The 26,507-nt window shown below is 33.5% G+C and carries 22 protein-coding genes; 19 read left to right on the top strand and 3 right to left on the bottom strand.

Annotated features, from left to right (window positions below):
• The 6 genes from BSF42_RS14940 (at position 1) to BSF42_RS14915 (ending at position 7,478) form a co-directional block, all read left to right on the top strand.
• On the top strand, positions 1-1,635 hold the full coding sequence (locus BSF42_RS14940; protein WP_095953887.1) for a hypothetical protein: 1,635 nt from the start codon (positions 1-3) through the stop codon (positions 1,633-1,635).
• A complete protein-coding gene (locus BSF42_RS14935; RefSeq protein WP_095953886.1) occupies positions 1,635-2,636 on the top strand; it encodes a VWA domain-containing protein in 1,002 nt (333 codons plus the stop codon). The genes BSF42_RS14940 and BSF42_RS14935 overlap by 1 nt, the downstream gene beginning before the upstream one ends.
• A 207-nt stretch (positions 2,637-2,843) precedes the next feature.
• Positions 2,844-3,878: a VWA domain-containing protein gene (locus BSF42_RS14930; protein ID WP_095953885.1), complete on the top strand. Its 1,035-nt coding sequence runs from the start codon at positions 2,844-2,846 to the stop codon at positions 3,876-3,878.
• Positions 3,879-4,008: 130 nt separating this feature from the next.
• On the top strand, positions 4,009-4,773 hold the full coding sequence (locus BSF42_RS14925; protein WP_095953884.1) for a tetratricopeptide repeat protein: 765 nt from the start codon (positions 4,009-4,011) through the stop codon (positions 4,771-4,773).
• Between the two features lie 140 nt (positions 4,774-4,913).
• A complete protein-coding gene (locus BSF42_RS14920; RefSeq protein ID WP_095953883.1) occupies positions 4,914-6,659 on the top strand; it encodes a BatD family protein in 1,746 nt (581 codons plus the stop codon).
• Positions 6,660-6,731: 72 nt separating this feature from the next.
• The gene (locus BSF42_RS14915) at positions 6,732-7,478 is read left to right on the top strand and encodes a tetratricopeptide repeat protein (RefSeq protein WP_095953882.1); all 747 of its coding nucleotides are present in this window, start codon (positions 6,732-6,734) and stop codon (positions 7,476-7,478) included.
• 85 nt (positions 7,479-7,563) lie between these two features.
• Here BSF42_RS14915 and BSF42_RS14910 read toward each other — a convergent pair whose 3' ends face one another.
• From BSF42_RS14910 to BSF42_RS14900, 3 genes are all read right to left on the bottom strand, one after another.
• Positions 7,564-9,111 carry a VWA domain-containing protein gene (locus BSF42_RS14910; RefSeq protein WP_095953881.1) on the bottom strand — a complete coding sequence of 516 codons (1,548 nt, stop codon included), beginning with the start codon at positions 9,109-9,111 and terminating at the stop codon, positions 7,564-7,566.
• A 734-nt stretch (positions 9,112-9,845) separates the two neighbouring features.
• Positions 9,846-10,415, bottom strand: a complete 570-nt coding sequence (locus BSF42_RS14905) for a 5-formyltetrahydrofolate cyclo-ligase (RefSeq protein ID WP_095953880.1) — start codon at positions 10,413-10,415, stop codon at positions 9,846-9,848.
• The gene (locus tag BSF42_RS14900) at positions 10,402-11,382 is read right to left on the bottom strand and encodes a succinylglutamate desuccinylase/aspartoacylase family protein (protein WP_095953879.1); all 981 of its coding nucleotides are present in this window, start codon (positions 11,380-11,382) and stop codon (positions 10,402-10,404) included. Before BSF42_RS14900 ends, BSF42_RS14905 begins: the two co-directional genes overlap by 14 nt.
• Before the next feature lie 136 nt (positions 11,383-11,518).
• Here BSF42_RS14900 and uvrC point away from each other — a divergent pair, with 136 nt between their 5' ends.
• The 13 genes from uvrC (at position 11,519) to pgi (ending at position 26,199) form a co-directional block, all read left to right on the top strand.
• Positions 11,519-13,321, top strand: coding sequence for an excinuclease ABC subunit UvrC (gene uvrC / locus BSF42_RS14895; protein ID WP_095953878.1), 1,803 nt, complete (start codon positions 11,519-11,521; stop codon positions 13,319-13,321).
• Positions 13,318-13,836, top strand: a complete 519-nt coding sequence (locus BSF42_RS14890; protein ID WP_095953877.1) for a hypothetical protein — start codon at positions 13,318-13,320, stop codon at positions 13,834-13,836. The genes uvrC and BSF42_RS14890 overlap by 4 nt, the downstream gene beginning before the upstream one ends.
• A 60-nt stretch (positions 13,837-13,896) precedes the next feature.
• Complete coding sequence (locus BSF42_RS14885; RefSeq protein ID WP_095953876.1) at positions 13,897-16,254, top strand: patatin-like phospholipase family protein; 2,358 nt, start codon at positions 13,897-13,899, stop codon at positions 16,252-16,254.
• A gap of 319 nt (positions 16,255-16,573) precedes the next feature.
• Positions 16,574-17,731, top strand: a complete 1,158-nt coding sequence (locus BSF42_RS14880) for a homogentisate 1,2-dioxygenase (RefSeq protein ID WP_095953875.1) — start codon at positions 16,574-16,576, stop codon at positions 17,729-17,731.
• 219 nt (positions 17,732-17,950) lie between these two features.
• Complete coding sequence (gene hppD, locus BSF42_RS14875; protein WP_095953874.1) at positions 17,951-19,111, top strand: 4-hydroxyphenylpyruvate dioxygenase; 1,161 nt, start codon at positions 17,951-17,953, stop codon at positions 19,109-19,111.
• A 298-nt stretch (positions 19,112-19,409) separates the two neighbouring features.
• Positions 19,410-20,180: a DUF3108 domain-containing protein gene (locus BSF42_RS14870; RefSeq protein WP_095953999.1), complete on the top strand. Its 771-nt coding sequence runs from the start codon at positions 19,410-19,412 to the stop codon at positions 20,178-20,180.
• Positions 20,180-21,121, top strand: coding sequence for a tryptophan 2,3-dioxygenase family protein (locus tag BSF42_RS14865; protein WP_095953873.1), 942 nt, complete (start codon positions 20,180-20,182; stop codon positions 21,119-21,121). Before BSF42_RS14870 ends, BSF42_RS14865 begins: the two co-directional genes overlap by 1 nt.
• 25 nt (positions 21,122-21,146) lie before the next feature.
• Positions 21,147-22,367, top strand: a complete 1,221-nt coding sequence (locus BSF42_RS14860) for a peptidoglycan DD-metalloendopeptidase family protein (protein ID WP_095953998.1) — start codon at positions 21,147-21,149, stop codon at positions 22,365-22,367.
• Positions 22,368-22,391: 24 nt separating this feature from the next.
• Positions 22,392-22,997, top strand: coding sequence for an SMI1/KNR4 family protein (locus BSF42_RS14855; RefSeq protein WP_095953872.1), 606 nt, complete (start codon positions 22,392-22,394; stop codon positions 22,995-22,997).
• 25 nt (positions 22,998-23,022) lie between these two features.
• Positions 23,023-23,643: a hypothetical protein gene (locus BSF42_RS14850; protein WP_095953871.1), complete on the top strand. Its 621-nt coding sequence runs from the start codon at positions 23,023-23,025 to the stop codon at positions 23,641-23,643.
• An 83-nt stretch (positions 23,644-23,726) separates the two neighbouring features.
• The gene (locus BSF42_RS22470; RefSeq protein WP_172426698.1) at positions 23,727-23,882 is read left to right on the top strand and encodes a hypothetical protein; all 156 of its coding nucleotides are present in this window, start codon (positions 23,727-23,729) and stop codon (positions 23,880-23,882) included.
• 3 nt (positions 23,883-23,885) lie between these two features.
• Positions 23,886-24,422, top strand: a complete 537-nt coding sequence (locus BSF42_RS14845) for a GNAT family N-acetyltransferase (RefSeq protein ID WP_095953870.1) — start codon at positions 23,886-23,888, stop codon at positions 24,420-24,422.
• A gap of 133 nt (positions 24,423-24,555) precedes the next feature.
• The gene (gene pgi, locus BSF42_RS14840; protein WP_095953869.1) at positions 24,556-26,199 is read left to right on the top strand and encodes a glucose-6-phosphate isomerase; all 1,644 of its coding nucleotides are present in this window, start codon (positions 24,556-24,558) and stop codon (positions 26,197-26,199) included.
• The last annotated feature ends 308 nt before the right edge of the window (positions 26,200-26,507 follow it).

Raw genomic sequence — 26,507 nt, 5'->3', positions numbered from 1 at the left:
ATGAAATTTAAACTTTATATATTTTTATTGCTTTTTTCTACTATGATTTTTGCACAGCAGAAACAAGTAGAAACAAGTATTGATACCACCAAAAATAAAATTGGTGCTGAGTTCAAACTGACCCTTAAAACGGTTGTGACTTCAACATCAAAAGTTGAATTTCCAAAACTTAAAAATATTGGCCCTTTAGAAGTCATTCAATCTTATGCTGTTGATACAGTTAAGAAAGACGGAACTTATGAATTGATCAAAAAATATGGACTAACACAGTTTGATTCTGGTCGTTATACGATCCCGAGCATTAAAATTTTAATTGACAAAAAGCCTTTCTTTAGTGATTCTATTAAAGTAGAAGTGGCTAATGTAAAAGTCGATACTTTACAACAGAAAATGTACGACATCAAAGATATTTCTTCGGTTGATGATGGAATAGGAAATTGGTGGATTTACGTTTTAATTGTTTTAGTAATTATCGGAATTGGGGCTTTTGTATACTGGTACGTTAAAAAACGTCAGCTGAAAAAAATCGAAGAAGAAGTTTATAAAACGCCTATCGAAAAAGCGACAAGTTTGTTAAACAACTTAGAGCAAAAAGAACTGGTTCAAAAAGGAGAAATTAAAGAATACTATAGTGAATTAACTGATATTGCTAGAAATTATATTGAAGAAGCCATTCATATTCCAGCAATGGAAAGTACTACTTCTGAGTTAATTCAAGCAATCAGAACAGCTTCTACCAAGAAAAAAATGACGCTGACTCCAGAAACGGTAGAAAATTTAGAACGTGTTTTACGTCAGGCCGATTTGGTAAAATTTGCTAAATCTAAGCCACTTGATTTTGAAATTACTGAGGATAGAAATAAAATCCAGAAGGTAATTTTAACGCTTGACAATGCGATTCCAACAGAAGTACCAGAGGATATCGAAGATCAATTGTTGAATGAAGCGCAAAAACAAAAACAAATTCAGGCACAACTTCGTAAAAAACGTAATGCCCGAATTGGTTACGCAGTTGCAGCAGTTGTGTTTTTATTAACGGCTACTACAACTTACTTTGTGGTTACAAAAGGCTTCACTTACGTGAAAGACAACCTAATTGGTCATCCTTCTAAAGAATTATTGGAAGGCGAATGGGTAAAAAGTGCTTACGGAAATCCAGCGGTTCTTATTGAAACTCCAAAGGTTTTAAAAAGAATGGATACTGAAAAAGTACTTCCAAAAGAAACGATGGCATTAATTAAAGAAATGCAGCTTTTTGTTTACGGAAGTATGATTGACAACTTCTATATCACCGTTTCTACTGCCAAATTTAAACAGCCAACTGATATAGATTTAGCAAAAGCCCTGGAAGGATCTTTAAAAGTAATGGAAGCTCAAGGAGCGCAAAATATTATTGTAAAACAAGAAGATTTTCAAACAAACGAAGGTATTCAGGGAGTTAAAGGTTACGGAACAATGTCTATCCTTAATCCAGCAACTAAAACGAGTACAAAGGCATATTATGAATTGTTACTTTTCAAACAAGATCAAGGGTTGCAGCAAATCATGATTTTACATGAAGAAGGTGATACATATGCTAATGAAATCACAACCCGAGTATTAAATTCTGTTGAACTTCAAAGAGCAAACAACTAATGAGTAAGATCACTTTTTTAAATCCAGAATTTCTTTGGTTGTTTCTTTTAATTCCGATTGCTGTAATTTGGTTTTTATTGAAACGCAACCAACAGTCGGCTACCTTAAAAATGAGCTCGACCGCAGGTTTTCAAAACAACGAATCTTTATTAATAAAATTAAGACCATGCTTATATGTTTTTAGAGCTTTAGCATTAAGCTCTTTAATTATTGCATTGGCACGACCAAGAACGGTCGATATAAGCAATCAAACTAAAACAACGAAAGGAATTGATATTGTAATGGCAATTGACGTTTCTGGGTCTATGCTGGCAAAAGATTTAAAGCCAAACCGTATGGAAGCTTTAAAAAGAGTTGCAGGCGACTTCGTTGAAGAAAGGCCAAACGACAGAATCGGATTGGTTTTATATGCTTCTGAGGCTTATACCAAAACTCCAGTTACCAGCGACAAAGCAATTATCCTTGAAGCCATTAAAGGCATTAAATATGATACTGTACTGCAAGACGGAACAGGAATTGGAATGGGATTGGCAACTGCAGTAAATCGTTTAAAAGACAGCAAAGCAAAAAGCCGTGTGATTATTTTACTTACCGATGGTGTTAACAATGCCGGATTTATCGAGCCGGAAACTGCTGCAGATATTGCAAAACAATACGGAATCAAAGTTTATACGATTGGTCTTGGAACAAACGGAATGGCAGAATCTCCATACGCATACGCACCAAACGGAGGTTTTTTATTCAAAATGCAAAAAGTTGAAATCGATGAAAGATTGATGAAAAGCATTGCCAAAAAAACAGATGGAACATATTTTAGAGCAACAAGTAACGATAGATTAGCTGAAATATACAAATCAATCAACAAATTAGAAACGACAGAAATTGAGGAATTAAAATTCTACGATTACGATGAAAAATACAGAGTTTTTGTTTTATTTGCCGGCTTTTTATTATTACTCGAAGTTGGTTTAAGGAATACAGTTTACAGAAGCTTTATTTAATTTTTTCAAAATTAAAAAATTCCAAATTTTTAAATTCCAAAATCCAAAACGGAATAGTAAAATTTAAAAAAAAATGGAATTTGGAATTTATCCCACAACAATTGGGATAGGAATTTAAAATTAAAAATATTGAAATTTAAAAATTAAGATTTCAGACAACAGTAAAATTGGAATTTGGAATTTAGTTTTTGGAATTTAAAAAATTATATGGAATTAGACGAAAAAAAATATTTATACCTTTTATTCTTACTCCCAATTGTGGTGTGTGTTTTCCTTTTCAATATGTATTGGAAAAGAAGAAAACAACGCGAATTTGGTGATCTGGAAATGGTTAAAAGATTAAGCCCGGAGAAATCAGTTTTTAAACCTGTTTTAAAAATAGTGGTGATTCTTTTGGCGCTTACCTGCTTAATTATTGGTCTGGTTAATCCGAAGATCGGAACTAAAATGGAAACTGTAAAACGAGAAGGTATAGATATTGTTTTTGCAGTCGATGTTTCTAAAAGTATGCTTGCCGAAGACGTTGCACCAAGCCGTTTGGATAAGAGTAAACAATTGGTTTCTCAAATCATTAACCAATTAGGAAGTGACCGAATCGGAATTGTGGCATACGCAGGAAGTGCATTTCCCGTTTTACCAATAACATCAGACTACAGCGTTGCCAAAATGTTTCTGCAGAGTATGAGTCCAGATATGGTTTCGTCACAAGGAACATCTTTAGACGAAGCTATTCGATTATCTGCAACTTATTTTGATGAAAAAAGCAAAACCAGCAAATTATTAATTCTGATTTCTGATGGAGAAGATCACTCTGAAGGCGCAACTGCTGCTGCAGAAGAAGCTAATAAATTAGGAATGAAGATTATTACGGTTGGTGTTGGAACAGAGCGAGGCGGAACAATTCCATTAAAAGAAAATGGCGTAGTTCGAGGCTACCAAAAAGATCAAAACGGACAAACTGTAACAACCAAATTAAATCAGGAAGGTTTAAAAACAATTGCAAAAGCTACTAAAGGCGGTTACGTTTACGGCGGAAGCACCAAAGAAGTTTTAGAATATGTAAAAAATGCTTTAAACAACATCCAAAAAACGGAATTTGAAGCTACACAAATGGCCGAATTTCAATCGCAGTTTCAGTGGTTTATCGGATTTGCATTTTTATTACTGTTCCTGGATATTTTCTTATTAGAAAGAAAAACAAGCTGGATCAAAGAATTGGATTTATTTAACGAAAAGAAATAAAAAAAGTCAGCCACTAATTGCTCGAATTTACACGAAAAACAAATTGCTATTTTGTGAAATTCAAACAAAAAAACAAAACTAATTAGTGTCAATTAGTGAGATTCGTGGCAAACAAAAATAAAAAACAAGAATGAAAAATTTACTTCTTTATATTTTACTAACGGTTTCTTTTGCAGTTTCTGCTCAAGAGAAAGACAAATCATTGCCTGCTGCCAATGAAGAATATAAACAGAATAAATTTGTTGATGCTGAGGCAAACTATAGAATTTCGGAATCAAAATTTCCTAAAAAATCAACAGCGCCATATAATTTAGGAAACACTATTTATAGACAAAATCAAATTTCAGAAGCAAAGTTTGCTTACGCGAAAGCCATAAAAAACGCCAAAACCAGACCTGAAAAACACAAAGCGTATCATAATCTTGGGAATGTCTTTATGAAAGAGAAAGATTATACTCAGGCTGTAGAAGCTTACAAACAAGCATTACGCAATGATCCGACAGATGATGAAACGCGTTACAATTATGCGTACGCAAAACAAAAGCTAAAAGAAAATCCGCCTAAAAACGATAAAAACAAAGACAAGAATAAAGATAAAGACAAGGATAAAAACAAAGATAAAGACAAGGACAAGGATAAAAATAAAGACAAAGACAAGGATAAGAAAGACGACAAAGGCGATAAGGACAAAGACAAAAAAGACGGTAAAAATGATCCGAAGAAAGACGACAAGTCTGACAACAAAGGAGAACCTAAACCGCAGCCTGGAGGAATTTCAAAAGAACGTGTCCAGAATTTATTAGATGCGGTGAACAATGAAGAAAAGAAAATCCAAGATAAAGTAAACGCACAAAAAGTAAAAGGCAGCCCTAAGAAAACAGAAAAAGACTGGTAGGCTTTTTGAGTTAATCGTTTAATCGTTAATTTGTTTAATTGATGCAATTATGGTCGATTAAACAAATTAATGATTAAAAATAAGACGATTAAATAGTTAAGTAAATAAACGATTAAACAGCAAACACGACTAAACAATTAATGAAAAGATATTTAATTCTATTTCTACTCACTTTTCAAGGACTTATGGCTCAAGTACAATTTGAAGCCAGAGTAAGCAAAAACACGCTTGGACTAAACGAAAGAGTTCGTATAGATTTCATCATGAATGTTGATGGGGATAACTTTGAACAGCCTGCTTTTGATGGTTTTAAACTTGTTGCCGGACCAAGTCAGCAAATCAGCCAGTCTTGGGTAAATGGACGAAGCTCTTTTCAAAAGATTTATTCTTATATCCTGCAGCCTGAAAGAAAAGGTGCTCTTCTCATTAAACAAGCCGCGATAGAATATAACGGACAAGTTTATAAAACATCTCCAATTAAAGTTACGGTTACAAATGCTGTGGCTCAGGAAAGAGATCCTAATGACAGACCTCCTGGATCTGGAAATGAATTATTGAATTTGGTTGCTGAAATTTCAAAAACAAATCCGTACTTAAACGAACCGATTACGGTTGTTTATAAATTGTATTTCAATAACATTGGTGTAACTGGTTTTAAAGAATTGGCAAAACCAAAATACAATGACTTCTGGAATCAGAACATTGACATAAAACAATTAGCGATCGAAGAAGGAACTTATCAAGGTCAGAGATGTTATTTTGTTATTTTGAAGAAAGCTATTTTGTATCCTCAAAAAGCTGGAAAGCTTACAATTGAACCTCTTTCACTAGATATTGGTGTGCAATTACCAACAAATCGTCGTGATATGTTTGGCCAGATGATTATTACTGAGGACAATAAAATAGTTTCTGCAGGAGCTAAAACAATAAATGTAAGACCGCTTCCTGAAAGCACAAAACCAGAAGGATTTACGGGCGCTGTCGGAAGACTTAATTTTACTGTTACTCCATCAAAAACAACACTTAAAAATGGCGAAAGTCTTGATTTAATTGTGAGTGCACAGGGAACTGGAAATATGAAGTTATTTACACTTCCAAAACCAGTTGTGCCAAATGCATTAGAAATGTACGATCCTGTTCACGACGAAAAAGTAACAACTTCGTTAACTGGAATGTCAGGAAGAATTACAGATAAATACACTATCATTCCACAGTACAAAGGAAAATATGCCATTAAACCAATGCAGTTTTCTTATTTTGACTTGAGTACAGGTTCTTATAAAACTATCACTTCGAAAGAAATTATGGTTGATGTTTTAGACGGACCAACTCCTGCTGAAGCAAATACAGGAACAGCGGCTAAAAATGTAATTGCTCAAACAGATCAATTCAAAAACATTAAATCTAAAACAGCTTTAATTACTATTGCTAAAAACGATTTTTATGGTTCTGATTTATATTTAGGTTTATTATTCGCTCCATTTATCATCATTCCACTTATTATCTTAGCTAAGAAGAAAAAAGAAGCTATGGATAGTGATGTTACTGGAAACAGAATTAGAATGAATAATAAACTGGCGAAGAAATATTTATCGCAGGCGAAGAAACATCTTAACAATAAAGAGCCTTTCTATATTGCCTTAGAAAAAGCAATGCATAATTTCTTAAAAGCTAAACTGCATATTGAAACCTCAGAAATGAGTAAAGACAATATTAGAGAGTTGCTGCTTTCGAGAAATGCAAATCCTGAAACGGTTCAGAATTTTATTGATTTGACAGAAAACTGCGAATTTGCACGTTATGCCCCAGCATCAAGCGCTTCGATTCAGCAGGATTACGATAAAGCGGTCTTGATTATTTCTGAATTACAAAAACAGATTGTTTAAATTTAACTTTAAAACAAACCTAACAGTCCCGAAGCCTCGGGATTAAAACCTGTTAGGTTTTTAAGAAATAAAATGAAAAATATACTATATCTCTTTTTATTCATATCGCAGGTTTTCTTTGCGCAAGGCCGTTTTGAAGCAGGAAGTGCGTTATACCAAAAAGGACAATATAAAGAAGCTGCACAGGTTTACGAAAACATTATCAAAGAAGATAAATTACATTCGGCTGAATTGTATTTTAATCTTGGAAACTGTTATTATAAATTAAATCAAGTCGCACCTTCGATTTATAATTATGAAAAAGCCTTGGTTTTAAAACCAAATGATCCTGAGACTTTAAATAATCTAAAGTTTGCTAAAAAGCTGACCATCGACGAAATTAAAGAAGTTCCTAAAGTAGGTTTTGCCAAACTGATTCAGAACTTCACTTCTATTTTTGATTATAATACTTGGGCAAAAATTGCTATTGCAATTGGATTTGTGTTTTTGCTGAGTTTTATTGGTTATTATTTTTCGACGGCAACACTTTCAAAAAGAATCTATTTTGTCGGAATGTTTATCCTTTTGATTGCTTTGGGTTTAAGTATTTCTGCTGGGATGTCTGAAAAAAATCACTTTGACAACGATCGTGTCGCTATTGTTTTTTCTGAGTTAAGCCAAGTTAGAGGCGAACCTCAAAAATCTGCCAATGGTATTATTTTATTGCATGAAGGAGCAAAAGTTTATGTACTTGAAACTGTTGGAGGCTGGAAAAAAGTAGAATTAACAGATGGAACACAAGGCTGGATTGATTCGTCGACAATTAAGGAAGTGAAATAAAGTTTTAAAAAAACCGCAAATAAAAAAATCCCAAATTCCAAAACAATAATTGGAATTTGGGATTTTTTTATTATTGGAATTTCAATTAATTTACCGCATCAACCAATCTGATAAATTCAGCTCTATAACCATCTTCATCGTTATATAAACCAGACTTTGCTAATTTTTTGATGTCTGAACTCGAACTGCTGCTGATGTATTTTGAATCGCGCAATTTTAATCCGAACCAAGAAACGGCCGTGGCAAATTTGAAATCAGGAGAACTATTCTGCAGATCTGTTTTTCTGTCTGCTATTACATTTACTATTTCAAGACTTTTATCGCCATCAGGTTTTTTATATCTAAATTTCACTGTTGCCAATTCGTCGCTGTAATTCGCATCTGTTTTTTGGGTTTTAGTATATTTTAAATCCGACGGAACGTAAGTGCTTTCAACCCCAGCAGGAATAATTTCATACAAAGCAGTAACCGAATGTCCGCTTCCTAATTCGCCCGCATCAATGGCGTCATTTTTAAAATCTTCAGCATTTAGTTTACGGTTTTCATAACCAATCAATCGATACGCTTGAACGTGTTTTGGATTAAACTCAATTTGAATTTTCACATCTTTTGCAATCGCAAACATGGAACCTTTAAATTCTTTTCCCAAAAAACGATTTGCTTCCTGAATATTATCAATGTAAGCATAGTTCCCATTTCCTTTATCAGCTAGAATTTCCATTTTAGAATCTTTGTAGTTGCCCATTCCGAAACCTAAAACTGTTAAGAATACACCAGATTTTCTTTTCTCTTCAATTAGTTTCATCATATCATCATCAGTCGAAGAGCCCACATTAAAGTCACCATCTGTAGCTATCACAATTCTATTATTGCCTTCTTTAATGAAGTTTTGCTGTGCTAATTTATAAGCCAATTCGATTCCTTCGCCTCCTGCCGTGCTTCCGCCCGCATGCAAATCATCAAAAGCATCCATAATTTCGTCTTTATTATTACCTGACGTTGGTTCTAAAACAACTCCCGCCGAACCCGCATAGACCACAATAGAAACTTTGTCGATACTGCGAAGTTCATTTACTAGAATCTTCATCGATTCTTTTAGTAAAGGCAGTTTATTTGGTTCATCCATCGAACCAGAAACATCTACCAAGAAAACAAGATTAGTGGCCGGCAAATTTGCCATTGGAATGTTCTTTCCCTGCAAACCAATCTTTAGCAGCCGGCTGTTTGTATTCCACGGACAATCGCTGTATTCTGTATTAATCGCAAAAGGATGCTGGCCGTCTGGCTCTGGATATTTATATTTAAAGAAATTAATCATTTCCTCCACACGAACAGCATCTTTAGGAACTTTCTGTCCTTCGTTTATAAATCTTCGAATATTGGTGTAGGATGCATTATCAACATCTATAGAAAAAGTAGAAAGTGGTTCTTTAAGCGGAGATTCAAAAGGATTTTCTTCCAGTCCAGCATAACTTTCCGAGTTTGGTTCAATGTACATTTCCTCTTGAACTGCATCTGTGACAGCTGCAGCAGAATCAACTGTTTCATAATTTTGGTCTGGTGCATACGCTTTGTTACAGCTGAAAATAGTAAGTACAAGGAATGCCATCATAAAGAAATTAAGATTTCTCATAAAGTAGTTTTTTTAAAATTAGTAATAGATTTTTGCTTTCAAATAAGGACTAGCATTCCGGATGTACTAGAGTTGATTATTTGCAATTTCCGATCATTCAAATTCGATGCCAAGAATTTTACAAATGTTTTTCTTACGTGAAAATAAAATTAGAAACCCTGATTTTAAAGGCATTCAGCGGGAAAATATTTTTTTGTTTTTTCTACAAACAGTTTGACTGTAGAGATGCAATGCAGTGCATCTAACATCCAGCATATCCACAAACGTTTATAGATTACATTCCTTCAAATTAATGTCTTTAACTCACTCACCATGTCGACATACGTTACATAGACGCACTGCTGTGCGTCTCTACAATATTGCATCTTAAAAAAAACTATTATTTTTTTTTATGAAGATTTATTGTAACAGATTAAATGGATTAATGTTTTGAATCCTTTAATCTGTGGCATTATTTATTTTCTTCCGTTTTAATTTTGCCCGCAATCACCATGTCAACATACGTTGCGTAGACGCACTGCTGTGCGTCTCTACAGTATTGCAATTTAAAAAAAACTATTAAATGTTTTTAATGAAGATTTATTATAACAGATTAAATGGATTAATCTTTTGAATCCTTTTAATCTGTGGCATTATTTATTTTCTTCCGTTTTAATTTTGCCCGCAATCAGCATGTCGACAAACTTTACGTAGACGCACTGCTGTACGTCTTTACAGAAAAAATAATCTAAAAATTAAAAGGTGTAGATTTTCTCAGGCGTAACGCAATAATCCAATTTAATATCCGATTCAAAAATATCATCGATTTCACTTACGGCTTCAAAAAAAGAAAGTCCGATTTTGATGGTTTCGGGTTTACATTCTGCTAGAAATTTATCATAGAAACCTTTTCCGTAACCAATTCTATTTCCAAAAACATCGAAAGCCAAAAGCGGTACAAAAACCACTTCAATTTTAGAAGCCGGCACTTCGATTCCATCAACAGGTTCTGGAATATTATATTCGTTCTTTTTGATTTTGGTATTATCCGTTAATAGAAAGTGAGTCATTTTTCTGGTCTCAAAATCACTTTTCGAAATTAGAATTTCTTTGTCTTTTCCAGAAAGTAAGTGCAGAATAAATTCGGTATTCACTTCTTTATGTTCTTCAATGGGAAGAAAAACATGATAATAAATTTTATCCCAAATTGGCATCTGAATCAATTGGTTTGCAATTGCCAGGCTTTTTTCTTCTATTTCATCAAAAGAAAGTGCTTTGCGGCAATTTTTATATTCAATTCGAAGTTCTTTTTTACTCGTCGGCATTTTCAGGATTACTTTTAGATAAATGATAAATTGCGTCGCCTTCGTACACAATGGGCGAATGATTGGCGTTGATCACAAAACCATCATGAGGTGCTTTTACTTTTTGTTCAAATTTACCAAACGGATCTGTAATAATGGCCAAGATAGTTCCTTTGGTTACAAATCTTCCGACTAAATTAAAATCGTGCAGCAAACCTGAACACTTCGCGCGAAGCCAAACCGAATTTTTGATATAAATAGAAGGCTCCATTGCTGGCTCAACCAATTGTTTTGGGTCAAGCATATTCAAATAATGCAGTAAACGTTTTGTACCCAAGACACCTTCATTTGCAATTTCGTTATTAATATCCAATGATTTTCCACCTTCAAAGAGAAGCATTTTGACATTGGCTTTTTCAGAAGTATTTCTAAAAGACCCATTTATATTTTTAGAATATAAAGTAAAAGGCGCATTAAAAACATCTGCCAAAATTTTCAAATCGGGATTGTTTTCGGTAATTCTAATTTGAGGTGCGTTGAAACGGCTTGCGCCACCGGCATGAAAATCGACTGCATAATCTAAAATCGGTAAAATTTCTTCGACAATATGATAGGCAAATCGGCTTGCGAGCGAGCCTTTTTTGCTTCCTGGAAAAACGCGGTTTAAGTCACGACCGTCTGGAAACTCGCGCGATTTGTTCACAAAACCATACATATTAATCACTGGAATGCAGATTATAGTGCCTCGCGTAGGCCTGTTAATTTTTTTGCTGATAAGCTGGCGGACAACTTCTACACCGTTTATTTCGTCACCGTGAATTCCCGCCGAAAACAAAACCGTTGGACCTTCAAGCTTGGAACGGCGTACAATAACAGGAATATTCAGTTTTGTCGTGGTATGTAATCGAGCAATTTCGACGTTTATGGTTCTATGTTCTCCCGGCAGAATCGATTCGCCAAAAATAACCAATGGAGTACTATTTTTCATCTGGAATTATAAAATCTAAATATAGAAATTATTCTTTTGATTTCGTAAATTTGAAACTAATTCAATGTTAAGCTTTATTTAGAAATCGGAATGGTTTTTGAAAAGCTTCTCGAACATCTTCAGAAACAACAATAGAATGCAAAAACCGACCTTAGATCTTCAAATTTTAACTTTGCCAGACAATCCGGGTGTTTATCAATATTACGATAAAGACGGGAAAATCTTGTATGTCGGAAAAGCCAAAAATTTAAAAAAAAGGGTTTCCTCCTATTTCAATAAAGTTCACGATACCAAGAAAACAAATGTTTTAGTTCGAAAAATTGTAACGATAAAACACATTGTTGTTCCTACAGAAACCGATGCGCTTTTATTAGAAAACAATTTAATTAAAACGCTACAACCTCGTTATAATGTACTGCTTCGCGATGACAAAACCTATCCATGGATCTGCATCAAAAAAGAACCTTTCTCGAGAATATTTTTAACACGACGAATGGTTAAGGACGGATCTGAATATTACGGTCCGTACACCAATTTCAAAATGGTGTATACAATTCTGGATTTAATCAAAGAATTGTACCCGCTTCGAACCTGTAATTACGATTTAAGCAAATCAAACATCGATTCTGGCAAATTTAAAGTTTGTCTGGAATATCATATTGGCAATTGCAAAGGCCCGTGCGAAGGTTTAGAACCCCTCGAGGAATACCAAAGACAAGTCAATGCCATTCGCGAAATCTTAAAAGGAAATTTTAAAGAAAGTTTAAAGGATTTCAAGAAACTGATGAATACTTATGCGCAGAATTTACAATTTGAAGAAGCGCAGAAAATCAAAGAAAAAATTGAAGTTTTAGAGAATTATCAATCCAAATCTACCATCATCAATCCGAAAATTACCAATATTGATGTTTTCTCGATTGTTTCCGATGAAAGTGCGGCGTATGTCAATTTCCTGCAGATTTCTCACGGTTCGATTATTCGTTCGCATACTTTAGACATTAAGAAAAAACTGGACGAAAGCGACGAAGAATTACTAGAACTGGCGATTGTAGAACTTCGCGAACGTTTCAATTTATTATCAAAAGAAATCATTGTTCCGTTTGAAATGGATCTGGGCGAAAACATTAAAACAATCGTTCCGCAGCTTGGAGATAAAAAACAGATTTTAGATTTATCGATTCGAAATGCCAAATTCTACCGCATCGAACAATTGAAACAATTACAAATTGTAGATCCAGATCGTCACGTGAAAAGAATTATGGCACAGATGCAGAAAGATTTGCGTCTTCCTGTTGAGCCTCGCCATATCGAATGTTTTGACAACTCGAATATTCAGGGAACAAATCCCGTTGCGGCCTGCGTAGTTTTTAAAGATGGAAAACCAAGTAAAAAAGATTACAGACATTTTAACGTAAAAACCGTTGAAGGTCCAGACGATTTTGCTTCGATGACCGAAATTGTATACCGACGCTACAAAAGATTATTGGACGAAAACCAGCCTTTACCGCAATTAATAATTATTGACGGCGGGAAAGGACAATTGTCATCGGCATTAAAAAGTATTGACGAATTGGGATTGCGTGGTAAAATTGCCATTATCGGAATTGCAAAACGTCTTGAAGAACTTTTTTATCCCGGCGATTCAATTCCGTTATATCTCGATAAAAAATCCGAAACTTTAAAAGTGATTCAACAGTTGCGTAACGAAGCGCACCGTTTTGGTATTACTTTTCACCGAGACAAACGAAGCAAAGCAGCGCTCAATTCGTCCGTAGAAAGCATTCCCGGCATTGGCGAAAAAACAATGCTTACGTTAATCCAGCATTTTAAAAGTGTTAAGAGATTAAAATTAGCATCAGAAACTGAAATAGCCGCCGTTATTGGATTATCGAGAGCCAAAAAAATTGTCAATTTCTATCATCCAAAAGAAAACTCATGATCTTAAAAATGCATCTTTTACCTATTGGTTTGTTCTTCGTTTTTTCTATTTCAAATAGTCAAAATACGATTTCTTTTTCGCAAAAAGACAACAGCAAATTTGAGGTAAAACACATTAATAATTTTGAAAGTTTAGAAGTAAAAAATACCCAAACGGGAAAAATTCAAATCATAAACAATATCGAAGCTTCTATAACCGGCAAAGATTCGCATTTAGAAATAAACGATTACAATTTTGATGGTTATACCGATTTTGCTTCTTTCCATACAGATGACGGAATGGGAGTTTACACGATTTATCAGATTTTTGTTTTTAATCCAAAAACCAAACAATTTGATCCGTTAAAATTCCCCACAAATTACAACCCGAAATGCGATATGTTTTGCGATGTAAAAGTGGACAAAACTAAAAAAACACTAAGCTCAAGCTGCAGAGGCGGTGCGAGAACACATACCGATATTTGGAAATACAATCAGAACAAAAAATTAGTACTTTCAAAATCAGAATCATATTAAGATAATCGATTAAAAGCCAAAAAAAATGCCGACTTTTACAAAAACAACTAGTTATTTTTTATGCGCCTAAACCAGCTGTCCATTACAAACACTCGGTCAAAAGGATTTTTTCCCAATCCCAAAAAAGGAGCTTCTTGGGTCGCTCTTTTTTGGCAGGAAAAAATAACCTTTTGCCTCTCGCGGTTTTCCATTTCCTTCTGGGGCGTGGCATCGGTACTTTTTACACTTTTATTACTTTTCCCAGAAAAATCATTTTCACAAGAAACTAAAAAAGACAGTGGGAAAAGACCAAAAATTGGTTTGGTTTTAAGCGGTGGCGGCGCCAAAGGTTTTGCACACATTGGTGTTTTAAAAGTTCTCGAAGAAGCCGGAATCAAAATTGATTTTATCGGTGGAACCAGTATGGGATCTGTAATTGGCGGACTTTACGCGTCTGGCTACAACGCTTCTCAAATTGATTCTATTTTTAAAAAAACCAATTTCGACGAACTTATAAACGATTATATTCCGCGTTCATCAAAAAACTTTTACGGCAAAAAAAATGACGAATTATATGCAATCATTTTACCGTTTAGTAATTTTAGAGTCGGCATTCCAGAAGCACTTTCAAAAGGAATGTACAACTACAATCTTTTGAGCAGTTTAACTAGAAACGTGCGTCATGTTCGGGATTTCAATAAATTGCCAACTCCATTTCTTTGTATTGGAACCAATATTGAAACTGGCGAAGAAGTTTTACTTAATAAAGGAAATCTTGTTCAGGCTATGATGGCGAGTGCCGCTTTTCCTTCCCTATTTACTCCTGTAGAAATTGATGGGAATTTATTGGTCGACGGAGGCGTTGTAAATAATTATCCGATACAAGAAGTTCGAAATCTTGGAGCAGATATTATTATTGGCGTTGACGTTCAGGACGATTTAATGAAAAGAAAAAGTCTGAAAAATGCTACTCGTATTTTGGTTCAAATCACCAATCTGCAGTCCATCGACAAAATGAAAAACAAAATAAAAGACACTGATGTTTACATAAAACCAGACATTCGTGATTATGGCGTAATTTCATTTGACAAAGGCGAAGAAATAATTAGAAAAGGTGAAGAAGCCGCTTTTGCTGTTTATGAAAAAATTAAAACATTAACAGATGAAACCACTTTTTACAAAAAGCCAAAACTAAAAGTTGCTACAGACACACTTGAAATTCAGAAAATAAACACCGACAAATTAGACAATTATACTAAAGAATATATTCGTGGTAAACTACGTTTTAAACCAGGAAGTAGGATTACATATAGTGATCTAAAAACCGGAATTAATAACCTGAATGCTACGCAAAACTTTAGTACGATTTCCTACTGCCTGCAGCCAGACGGCGAAAAAGATGATTTAGATTTAGTTTTAAAAGAAAACCCAACACAAACATTTTTGAAACTGGGACTTCATTACGACGGACTTTATAAAAGTGGTATTTTATTAAATCTTACTCATAAAAAAACGTTTTTAAAAAATGATGTGACTTCGCTGGACATTATTCTTGGCGATAATTTTAGATATGATTTTAATTATTATGTGGAAAATGGTTTTAATATCAGTTTTGGTTTCCGTTCTAGATTAAATCAATTCAATCGAAATGTAACCACAAGTTTGAGCAATATCGTTTATGATAATCCAACTGTCAATTTAATTAATGTTGATTTTATGGATATCAATAACCAAGCGTATTTTCAAACCATTTTTGTACAGAAGTTCTTAATGGGCGGTGGTTTAGAATATAAATATCTAAAGATAAATTCGCCGACACTCTCTAACGAAGACAATATAATTGACAAGAGTAATTATTTTAGTGCATTTGCTTATTTAAAATATGACTCTTTTGATGATAAATATTATCCGAGTTCAGGATTGTACTTCTCTACAGATTTACAAACCTATCTGGCATCTTCAGATTATACGAATACTTTTAAACCATTTTCGATGGCAAAAGCTGAAATCTCTTTTGTAAATACATTATTTTCAAAAGCTACTTTTAAAATTGATGCCGATGCAGGTTTTACTTTTGGAAACAGCAGTGTTCCGTTTTTTGATTATATATTAGGAGGTTACGGTTACAGCAAAATAAATAATTTCAATTATTTCTATGGATATGACTTTTTAAGTATTGCGGGAAACAGCTACATCAAAACAGGAATTACACTGGATTACGAAATAATCCGAAAAAATCATATTAACCTTTCGGCCAACTTTGCCAATTTAGGAAATGACATTTTTAATGGTGTCGATTGGATCTCAATGCCAAAATACACAGGTTATGCCGTAGGTTACGGATTGGAAACTATAATTGGCCCAATTGAAATAAAACAATCGTGGTCTCCAGAAATGTCAAAAAGCTTTACTTGGTTTAGTATCGGATTTTTGTTTTAGGCTTTTATCAAAGAATAATTCAATAAAATCGTACTATTTTTTTGCTATGTAAAAATTATATCAAAAAAAATTAAAATATCTTATAGTTATAATTAATATAATTTTTAATTTTACTCGGAAAAAATTACGACATTTGTTATAATGAAAACAAAATGGACAGGTTTATTAGAGTATCTTCAATTCCTCATCAAGAGAAATCCTGAGTAAGCTATCGAATTGAGATAATTTTAATCATTCAATAAAGAAATGATTAAATTATCTGTTCACACAATTCAAATTTTCGAATTATCTAATTTACAAATTATCTAATTGAAAAGCCATGCCATTATATCACAAACTCGGAGACTTTCCGCAAAAGCGACACACCCAATTTGAAAAACCTAACGGAGGTTTTTACTACGAACAATTGTTTGGAACCGAAGGTTTTCACGGACATTCGTCGTTGTCTTATCACGTACACAGACCTACGCAAGTAAAAGAAATTTTAAACTCTTATTCGGTTGAGCCTAAAATTGCAATCGGAAAAAATATAAAATCATTATTATTTAAAGGTTTTGAATTAAAACCTGAAAACGACTTTTTGGACAGCCGAAAAGCAATGCTGGTCAATAAAGACTGCATCATTGGTTTGGCCGCTCCAAAAGAATCACTTCGAAACTATTTCTATAAAAATGCCGATGCCGATGAAATGCTTTTCATCCATAAAGGAAAAGGAAAGTTAAGAACCATGTTAGGAAATATTCCATTTGAATATGGTGACTATTTAATTATTCCTCGCGGCATTATTTATCAAATTGAATTCGAGACCGAAGAAAACCGACTTTTTTATGTCGAATCGTATTCTCCTTTTTACACTCCTAAACGTTATAAAAACCAATCGGGACAGCATTTAGAGCATTCTCCATTTTGCGAGCGTGATTTTATTTTACCAAACGAATTGGAAACGCATGACGAAAAAGGCGATTTTTTAATTAAAATCAAAAAAGAAGGCATGATTCACGAAGTGGTTTACGCCACACATCCTTTTGACGTTGTCGGTTGGGACGGTTATAATTTTCCATACGGATTTTCAATTCATAATTTTGAACCTATAACGGGACGTGTTCACCAACCGCCTCCGGTACATCAAACATTTGAAACGGCAACTTTTGTCGTTTGTTCTTTCTGCCCTAGACTTTACGATTATCATCCGAAAGCAATTCCGGCGCCTTACAATCACAGCAATATAGATTCTGATGAAGTACTATATTATGTAGATGGCGATTTTATGAGTCGTAATAATATTGAGCAGGGTCATATCACTTTACATCCAAAAGGAATTCCGCACGGACCAGCTCCAGGTGCCATGGAGCGTAGTATCGGTCATAAAGAAACTCATGAATTAGCCGTTATGGTTGATACCTTCAGGCCACTTATGGTTACAGAAGAAGCAATGGGTCTTGACGATGGACAATACTATAAATCTTGGACGGAATAGCTAATCGAATTTAACCGCAAAGTTCGCAAAGGATTTTTCGCAAAGTTCACAAAGATTTTAATGCCGTTGTACTCAAACGAGATCACAAAGCTTTGCGTTCTTCGGGATTTATAAAATCTTACTAATAAAAATCTTTGCGCCCTTTGCGTTAAAAAAAAATCTAAACACAACATTTCGGAAAATCAAATAAACGATTAACCGATTAAACAAATAAACATCATGAGTAAAGAAGTTAAATCAGTAGAATACGGATTAGAAAAAATATTTGAAGGAGCACAAGATTTCCTTCCATTATTAGGAACAGATTATGTAGAGTTTTATGTAGGCAATGCAAAACAATCTGCACATTATTACAAAACTGCTTTTGGTTATCAGTCATTGGCTTATGCCGGATTAGAAACTGGAGTAAAAGACAAAGCATCGTATGTTTTGAAACAAGATAAAATCAGAATTGTTTTAACAACACCTTTAACGGCAGATTCTCCAATAAACGATCACTTGAAAAAACATGGCGATGGTGTAAAAGTGGCAGCACTTTGGGTTGAAGATGCTACAAAATCTTACGAAGAAACGATCAAACGCGGCGCACGTTCTTTCATGGAACCAACTGTTGAAGAAGATGAATTTGGACAGGTTATTCGTTCTGGAATTTACACTTACGGAGAAACCGTTCATATTTTTGTAGAAAGAAAAAATTACAATGGTATTTTCCTGCCAGGATATAAAGAATGGAAATCTGATTATAATCCAGAACCAACGGGATTGAAATATATTGACCACATGGTTGGAAATGTGGGCTGGAACGAAATGAATACTTGGGTGAAATTTTACGAAGACGTAATGGGATTTGTGAATTTCTTATCTTTTGATGACAAACAAATTACCACAGAATATTCTGCATTGATGAGTAAAGTAATGTCAAACGGAAATGGAAGAATTAAATTCCCCATCAACGAACCGGCAGAAGGAAAGAAAAAATCGCAGATTGAAGAATATTTAGATTTCTACGGTGGACCTGGAATTCAGCACATTGCCATTGCAACTGATGATATTATTACAACAGTATCGCAGTTAAGAGCACGCGGTGTTGAATTTTTATCGGCTCCTCCGCATACTTACTACCAAGCAATTCCAGAAAGATTAGGTGTTCATATGGACATGATGAAAGAAGATATTAACGAAATTGAGAAATTGGCGATCATGGTCGATGCTGACGAAGATGGTTATTTATTGCAGATTTTTACGAAGCCGGTTCAAGACAGACCGACACTTTTCTTCGAAATTATTCAAAGAATGGGTGCAAAAGGGTTCGGCGCAGGGAACTTTAAAGCCCTTTTTGAGTCAATTGAGAGAGAGCAAGAATTGAGAGGAACACTATAAAATGTTAATTTTTATATCGAAAACAGCACAATTCTCTAAAAAACGATGCTTTTTTTGCAAATGATATGTTAAACTTGACTTTGGCTATTTGTTTTTTGAACTTTCTATCTATCTTTGCACTCGCAAATCAGGAAGGGGTGGTTTCCTTCCGAATTGATATAAATTTCATAATTTATAGTTTTTTGGTTAGTTAATAGCATAAAAACTCAGTCATCTTTGACTGAGTTTTTTTGTTTTGGTACATTTGGAATAGAATTTGCATTTATTTATCTTTATAATGAAATGTAAAAATTGTACTATGAAAAAATTCATCCTCATCATATTAGCACTAACAACACTGGCGTTCGATACTCAAAAAGTGGACGCTTTCGATACTGGCGAATATTTTAAATTTAGAATTCATTACGGAATTGTCAATGCGGGCTATGCAACTCTTGAAGTAAAAGATGCCACAGTAAACAACAAAAAGGTATACCATTCTGTTGGAAAAGGTTACACTACAGGTATGTCAAAATTTTTCTTCAAGGTTGAAGATTTATATGAAAGCTATTTTGACAAAGAAACAGGAAAACCTTATCGCTACGTTCGAAAAATTGACGAAGGAGGTTACACCAAAAATCAGGAAGGTTTTTTCAATCAAAACGACAACAGGGTTTTGGTAAAAGATTACAAACGAAAATCAGAAAAAACGATTATTGTTACTGAAAATGTGCAAGATATTGTTTCGGCATTTTATTATTTGAGAAACCATCCAAATATTGACAAATTAAAATCTGGTGATGCAATTTCTATTGACATGTTTTTTGATGAAGAAATCACAAAATTTAAGTTAAAATATATAGGTCGTCAGGATATTACAACTAAATTTGGGACGGTTTCTACGATGGTATTTAAGCCTTCTGTACAAACAGGAAGAGTATTTAAAGAAAAGGAAAGTTTAACGCTCTGGATAACAGACGATATAAACAAAGTTCCAATTCGAATAAAAGCAGATTTGGCCGTAGGTTCTCTTAAAGCCGATCTCGATGAATATAAAGGATTACAAAGTCCACTTAAAGCAAAAAAATAATGAACCCTACAGATAATTCTGAAGCAATCTTAAAAGAAATTGATCTTAAATTTCAAGCCATAAATCAAAAAACTGATGTTCAATTAGAAGGATTGCTTTGGGCTAAACCAATTACATATTGGGATTATATTCAAACCGATGCATTGTTGAATTTACAAATACAACGCACGACACTTCCTGACGAAATGGTTTTTATCATGTATCACCAGGTGAATGAATTAATCTTCAAAATGATTTTGTGGGAAATTGATCAAATTGCCGAAAAAGAAAATATTGAGGTAGATTTTTTCAGCGAAAGATTATCTAGAATTACCAGATATTTTGATATGCTTACCAATTCTTTCAGCATCATGGAAAACGGAATGGAAGTAGATCAATACATGAAATTTAGAAACACGCTTACTCCAGCAAGTGGTTTTCAAAGTGCACAATATAGATTAATTGAATTTGCATCAACTGATGTTATTAATTTAACCGATCGCAGATACAAAGCAAACTTTGACGAAAACACAGATCTGGAAACTAGTTTTGAACACTTATATTGGCAGGCCGCTGGAAAAGATTATCATACAGGACAAAAATCTTATTTGCTTCAGGAATTCGAAAACAAATACAAAGATCAGTTTTTGAGACAGATGGCAACATTTAAGACCAAAAATATCTGGCAGAAATTTTCGCAGCTTCCAGAAAAAGACCAGCAAAATCCAGAATTAATTGCAGCAATGCGTCACTACGATAAAACAGTGAATATCACTTGGGTTATGCAGCATCTTAATACTGCAAGAAAATATATTTTGGAAAGCGGAAAAGGTAATGGTGAAGCGACTGGAGGAAGTGACTGGCAAAAATATATGCATCCAAAATACCAAAGACGCATCTTTTTTCCTAAATTGTGGACCGAAGAAGAATTGTCCAATTGGGGAAATGAAACCGAAGAATAATTTCACCACAAAAATCCAAAAAAGTTTGAAAAAAGCAGTCGTAATTTTAATTGTCTTGTTTTCTATTTTCTCTTGTAAAAAAACCGAAGAAAAGGTAGAAATCAAAATTACTAAACCAAAAACCAAAAAAATAGAATTCGGTTTTAATTACGCAGATTTCAATGTTGTTAATGATACTATTTCAAAAGGAGATTCTTTTGGCTCGATCATCCAAAGTCAAAATATCGGCGACAAAAAAGTACACGATATTGTAGAGCAAGTAAAAGATTCTTTTAACGTTAGAAGTATTCGCTACAACAAACCTTTTACATTATTACGTTCCAAAAATAAAACCAACAACCTTGAAGTTTTTATTTATCAGCCAGACGCTTTAAGTTATTACGTTATTGATTTAAGAGACAGCATCGCTAAAGCTTATAAGAAAATAAAACCTGTTACTTTAAAAAGAAAAATTATTGGCGGTGTTTTAAAAAGTTCATTATCTGAAACTTTAGGAAATGAAAGTGTAGAAACAGCATTAGCAAGCAGAATTACAAAAGTCTTTTCTTGGTCTATTGACTTCTTTAAATTAAAAAAAGGAGATCGTTACGGACTAATCTTTACCGAACGTTTTATAAATGGAAAAACGTATGACGGTGTTGAAGAATTGGAAGCCGCTTTTTTTGAGTACAAAGGTAAAATCGTTTATGCTTTCCCTTTTGAAAGAGACACTACTTCAGGAAAAATTGAATATTACGATGATGAAGGAAAAACACTTAAAAATTTCTTCTTAAAAACACCAATTAAATTCAGCCGAATCACTTCTAGATTCACCATGAATAGATTTCATCCGGTACAGCATACCTGGAAAGCACATAAGGGAACTGATTACGCAGCACCAACGGGAACACCAATTTCTACCACAGCTTCTGGAGTTGTAGAAACCACAGGATACACAGCTGGTAACGGAAATTTTGTAAAAGTAAAACATAACGGAACCTACTCTACTCAATATTTACACATGTCAAAAATCCTAGTTCGACGCGGGCAGCGTGTAACACAAGGTCAGACAATTGGTTTAGTGGGAAGTACTGGTTTAGCTTCTGGACCTCACGTATGTTATCGTTTCTGGAAAAATGGTGTCCAAGTCGATGCACTTCGATTGAATCTTCCAACGGGAGAATCTCTGACTGGAAATGACAGAACTCGTTTTATGCAGCAAATTGAACCTTTGAAAAGAGAATTGGACAGTATTGGTAATTTGTAAGAATAATTTTTTGCAAAAAAAATCATGATCGAAATAAATCTAAAAAGCGACATTATTATTCCTTTCAATAAAATAGGTGATAATGACTGGGACAAAAAATCAAAATTAATAATTGAATCTTTAGCAGAAAATTGGAGTAATGAACTAAAAGCACCAATTTCTATAGAGGAGATTGATAATTTAGAAAAGCGCTTAGGAACTCCTCTTCCAAATGGATTGAAAACTTTTTACAAAACTTTTGGTATTCCTGACATTGGCGAAGAATTACAACGCTTTGAAGATATTATATGGTTGAAAGATATTTGGGAAGAAGACAATCTTTATGGTCCTGAATTCTCAAAAGAAGATAAAATTTCATTGCCCCATTTAATTACATTTAGTGACTACTTAGGAAATGGAAATATGTTCTGTTTTCATAACGAAACCAAAGAAATCTATTATTTCGATCACGACACTACACCTTTCCTAACAAAAATGTTTAGCAATGTCGATGATTATATTAAAGGCTGTCTAATTTTTGCCCAAGCTGATCTTTTCGGCGAAGTCGGTCAAAAGCAAGTAGAAAAATGGACTGAAGAAATTGCAGAAGATTTATTTGGAAAAAGCATCGTTCGAAAATGGAGATATTAAAAATTAATTCTACTAAATAGAAGTCATGAAAAATTCGCGTCTTAAAACAATGTATCATGAAACTTTTTCAGGTTTAAAATTATATTATCGCGACACTAATTTATCTGATGATTTAATTTTAAAGTACAAAATCGGGCAAATAATTCAAGAAAAAGGTTTTACCGATATGAGCTCGATTGGCGGAGGCATTTCTGGAAATTTACGATATTTAATCGCAAGTGCACATCCAAAAGATTTATCAAAATTTAATCCTGATTCCGCAAAAATTGGTCATTTCCTTTTAGACTCTATTACGTATTTCAAAGTATTAGACATTCAGAAAATTGAAGACAAAACACAGATCTTTCTTTTAAACATACCCGATATTTCAATTTCACTTTTTAAAAACTCCACTTCAAATCTGGAAGAAGAAATTATAGAAAATGCGAGAAAAAAGTTCGCTAAAAAAATCCATTTACCTTTAGCTCCCGAACTGCAGACAGAATCTTGGAAAGAAAGAACAAAGTCACCAATCGGAATGAACGAAAATGGAGAATTGTTTTTTGATGATTCTAAAATCAAAACTGAGCCTGTAAAAAAGATTGAAATTAATACTGCCAAGAAAACTATTGAGATTAATAAAAAACCTTGGTGGAAGATTTGGTGATTAATTGTAAGAAAAATATTTAATAAATGTTTTTAATTAATTTCTAAATTAGTTACCTTTGCATTCTAATTTAAACTCATAATATGGCAACTACAATTAAAATTACTCCTGTAGTAAAAGGCAGCGAATCTAAAAGATTCAATGACACCATATCTTCTAGTAAAACAAATAAAATTTCTGAAGAGAAAAAAGCTAAAATATTTTCTTTAGTAAGTAAGGTCATGCAGAAAAAAGGCTAGTTAATGGATTTATCCGATTTTTCATTTTCTATCTTAAACAATAATGACACTTTAGAAGGCTTTGATTGTCAGGACAGCGAAATAAATGATTTTTTTCTTGAAGACTCTAAGAATTTTCAAAATGAAAAAATTACAAACACCTATTTATTTAAAGAACAACAAAAGGTTGTTGCTTTCTTTTCAATTTCCAATGATTGCCTAAATGACTTAGGTTACGAAAATTCAATTTGGAATAAATTACATCGCAAAATTAAATTACCAAACGAAAAAAGAATAAGACAATATCCTGCTGTAAAAATTGCACGATTGGGAATCGACAAAAACTACAAAGGAAATGGATTATCTCATCAACTTCTTGACTTCATAAAAGGCTGGACTTTTATTGAACATAAGCCTGCCTGTCGCTTATTAATCTTGGATGCTTATAATAAATCCATACAACTTGCTACTTATCAAAAAAATGATTTCATATTTCTATTGGATTCCGATAAGGAAGAAAAACACAGATTTATGTATTTTGATTTAATGAGGCTAGAGTAATCTTGACACATAAACACAATAAATCACATAAAACGTTTTCGTAACTAATTGTTATATAATCTCGAACCGCTATCCTTTTAAAAGTTATTTCAGTATTTTTGTGTTTCATAGAACAAACTCAATTATAGATAAAATGGCTTTAAACACAACAAACCCAACAGGGACTGAAGCGTGGAAAAATCTGCAAAACCACTTTAACGCAATTCAAGAAACCACAATACAAGAATTGTTTCAACAAGATAGTGCGCGTGTTGAAAAATTCAACTTGCAATGGAATGACTTTTTAGTAGATTATTCTAAAAATAATATCAGTCAGGAAACTATTTCGCTTTTATTAGAATTGGCAAATTCAATTGGATTACAAAATGCAATTGCCGATTATTTTGGCGGAGAATTAATTAACAAAACAGAAAACCGTGCAGTTCTTCATACTGCATTACGTGCTCCAGAATCGGCAGTGATTAAAGTTGATGGAGAAAATGTGATTCCTGAAGTATATGAAGTAAAAAATAAAATCAAAAGCTTCACAGAAGAAGTAATTTCTGGACAAAGAAAAGGATACACAGGAAAAGCTTTTACTGATGTGGTTAATATCGGAATTGGTGGTTCTGACCTTGGACCTGTTATGGCCGTGGAAGCTTTACAGTTTTACAAAAATCACTTAAACTTACATTTCGTTTCAAATGTTGACGGTGATCATGTAAATGAAGTAATCAAAAAATTAAACCCTGAAACTACTTTATTTGTAATTGTTTCTAAAACATTTACAACTCAGGAAACACTTTCAAATTCAGAAACCATTAAAGAATGGTTTTTAAAATCGGCATCTCAGGAAGATATTGCAAAACACTTTGCAGCGGTTTCAACTAACATTCAAAAAGTAACAGAATTCGGAATTAATCCTGACAATGTTTTCCCGATGTGGGACTGGGTTGGAGGAAGATTTTCTCTTTGGAGTGCCGTTGGTTTAAGTATTGCCTTGGCAATTGGTTTTGATAATTACAACGAATTATTAGTTGGAGCAAACGAAATGGACGAACATTTCAAATCAACAGAATTAGACGAAAATATTCCAGTAATTTTAGCTTTAATAAGCGTTTGGTACAATAATTTTTATGGTGCCGAAAGTGAAGCTTTGATTCCGTACACACAATATTTATCAAAACTAGCTCCTTACTTACAACAGGCAACTATGGAAAGTAACGGAAAAAGCGTTGGCCGTGATGGAAAACCTGTTAATTATCAAACAGGAACAATTATTTGGGGAGAGCCTGGAACGAATTCACAACACGCATTCTTTCAATTAATTCACCAAGGAACAAAAAGAATTCCAACAGATTTTATCGGATTTGTAAAACCATTGTACGGAAACGAAGATCATCATGATAAATTAATGTCGAACTTTTTTGCGCAGACTGAAGCTTTAATGAATGGAAAAACTCCCGCACAAGTTCAAGCGGAATTTGACAAACAAGGACTTGATGCAGAAAAAGCTGCTTATTTATTACCATTCAAGGTTTTTACTGGAAACAAACCTACCAACACCATTTTAATTGAAAAGCTTACACCAAAAAGTTTAGGTTCTTTAATTGCATTGTATGAACATAAAATTTTCGTTCAAGGTATAATTTGGAACATTTTCAGCTTTGATCAATGGGGTGTTGAATTAGGAAAACAGCTTGCTAATTCGATTTTAGATGAAATTAACTCCAAGACTGTTAAAAGTCATGATAGTTCAACTTCGTTTTTATTAAACCACTTCTTGAAAAACAAATAAAAAACCTTTATTTAAAAATTTTATAACAAACTGAAACGCCTTAATTTAATCCTAATTAAGGCGTTTTTTATATGTAAAATACCGACAAAAAGCACTAAAATGGAGTTCATTTGCACGTTTCCACTTACAACACAATCCAAATAATTACATTTTTAACAAAAAACACTTGCATAAATTTAAGAAAATAAAGTTTTTTTTAATGAAAAGAGAAAAATTCATTTTAATGCGCAACACAAAATACAAAACTTATTTTTCTTAACATTTCGATAACATTATCTGAGTTATTTGTTATAATTTTGCCAAAAACA

The sequence above is a fragment of the Flavobacterium sp. ACN6 genome, from assembly GCF_002304005.1.
Classification (GTDB): Bacteria; Bacteroidota; Bacteroidia; order Flavobacteriales; family Flavobacteriaceae; genus Flavobacterium.
This window is presented reverse-complemented; position numbering and strand designations above follow the sequence as displayed.

What these genes read in the sequence shown, in the direction of transcription:
- BSF42_RS14940 (WP_095953887.1), top strand. Translation starts at nt 1, where the DNA reads ATGAAATTTAAACTTTATATATTTTTATTGCTTTTTTCTACTATGATT.
- BSF42_RS14935 (WP_095953886.1), top strand. Translation starts at nt 1,635, where the DNA reads ATGAGTAAGATCACTTTTTTAAATCCAGAATTTCTTTGGTTGTTTCTT.
- BSF42_RS14930 (WP_095953885.1), top strand. Translation starts at nt 2,844, where the DNA reads ATGGAATTAGACGAAAAAAAATATTTATACCTTTTATTCTTACTCCCA.
- BSF42_RS14925 (WP_095953884.1), top strand. Translation starts at nt 4,009, where the DNA reads ATGAAAAATTTACTTCTTTATATTTTACTAACGGTTTCTTTTGCAGTT.
- BSF42_RS14920 (WP_095953883.1), top strand. Translation starts at nt 4,914, where the DNA reads ATGAAAAGATATTTAATTCTATTTCTACTCACTTTTCAAGGACTTATG.
- BSF42_RS14915 (WP_095953882.1), top strand. Translation starts at nt 6,732, where the DNA reads ATGAAAAATATACTATATCTCTTTTTATTCATATCGCAGGTTTTCTTT.
- BSF42_RS14910 (WP_095953881.1), bottom strand. Translation starts at nt 9,111, where the DNA reads ATGAGAAATCTTAATTTCTTTATGATGGCATTCCTTGTACTTACTATT.
- BSF42_RS14905 (WP_095953880.1), bottom strand. Translation starts at nt 10,415, where the DNA reads ATGCCGACGAGTAAAAAAGAACTTCGAATTGAATATAAAAATTGCCGC.
- BSF42_RS14900 (WP_095953879.1), bottom strand. Translation starts at nt 11,382, where the DNA reads ATGAAAAATAGTACTCCATTGGTTATTTTTGGCGAATCGATTCTGCCG.
- uvrC (WP_095953878.1), top strand. Translation starts at nt 11,519, where the DNA reads ATGCAAAAACCGACCTTAGATCTTCAAATTTTAACTTTGCCAGACAAT.
- BSF42_RS14890 (WP_095953877.1), top strand. Translation starts at nt 13,318, where the DNA reads ATGATCTTAAAAATGCATCTTTTACCTATTGGTTTGTTCTTCGTTTTT.
- BSF42_RS14885 (WP_095953876.1), top strand. Translation starts at nt 13,897, where the DNA reads ATGCGCCTAAACCAGCTGTCCATTACAAACACTCGGTCAAAAGGATTT.
- BSF42_RS14880 (WP_095953875.1), top strand. Translation starts at nt 16,574, where the DNA reads ATGCCATTATATCACAAACTCGGAGACTTTCCGCAAAAGCGACACACC.
- hppD (WP_095953874.1), top strand. Translation starts at nt 17,951, where the DNA reads ATGAGTAAAGAAGTTAAATCAGTAGAATACGGATTAGAAAAAATATTT.
- BSF42_RS14870 (WP_095953999.1), top strand. Translation starts at nt 19,410, where the DNA reads ATGAAAAAATTCATCCTCATCATATTAGCACTAACAACACTGGCGTTC.
- BSF42_RS14865 (WP_095953873.1), top strand. Translation starts at nt 20,180, where the DNA reads ATGAACCCTACAGATAATTCTGAAGCAATCTTAAAAGAAATTGATCTT.
- BSF42_RS14855 (WP_095953872.1), top strand. Translation starts at nt 22,392, where the DNA reads ATGATCGAAATAAATCTAAAAAGCGACATTATTATTCCTTTCAATAAA.
- BSF42_RS14850 (WP_095953871.1), top strand. Translation starts at nt 23,023, where the DNA reads ATGAAAAATTCGCGTCTTAAAACAATGTATCATGAAACTTTTTCAGGT.
- BSF42_RS22470 (WP_172426698.1), top strand. Translation starts at nt 23,727, where the DNA reads ATGGCAACTACAATTAAAATTACTCCTGTAGTAAAAGGCAGCGAATCT.
- BSF42_RS14845 (WP_095953870.1), top strand. Translation starts at nt 23,886, where the DNA reads ATGGATTTATCCGATTTTTCATTTTCTATCTTAAACAATAATGACACT.
- pgi (WP_095953869.1), top strand. Translation starts at nt 24,556, where the DNA reads ATGGCTTTAAACACAACAAACCCAACAGGGACTGAAGCGTGGAAAAAT.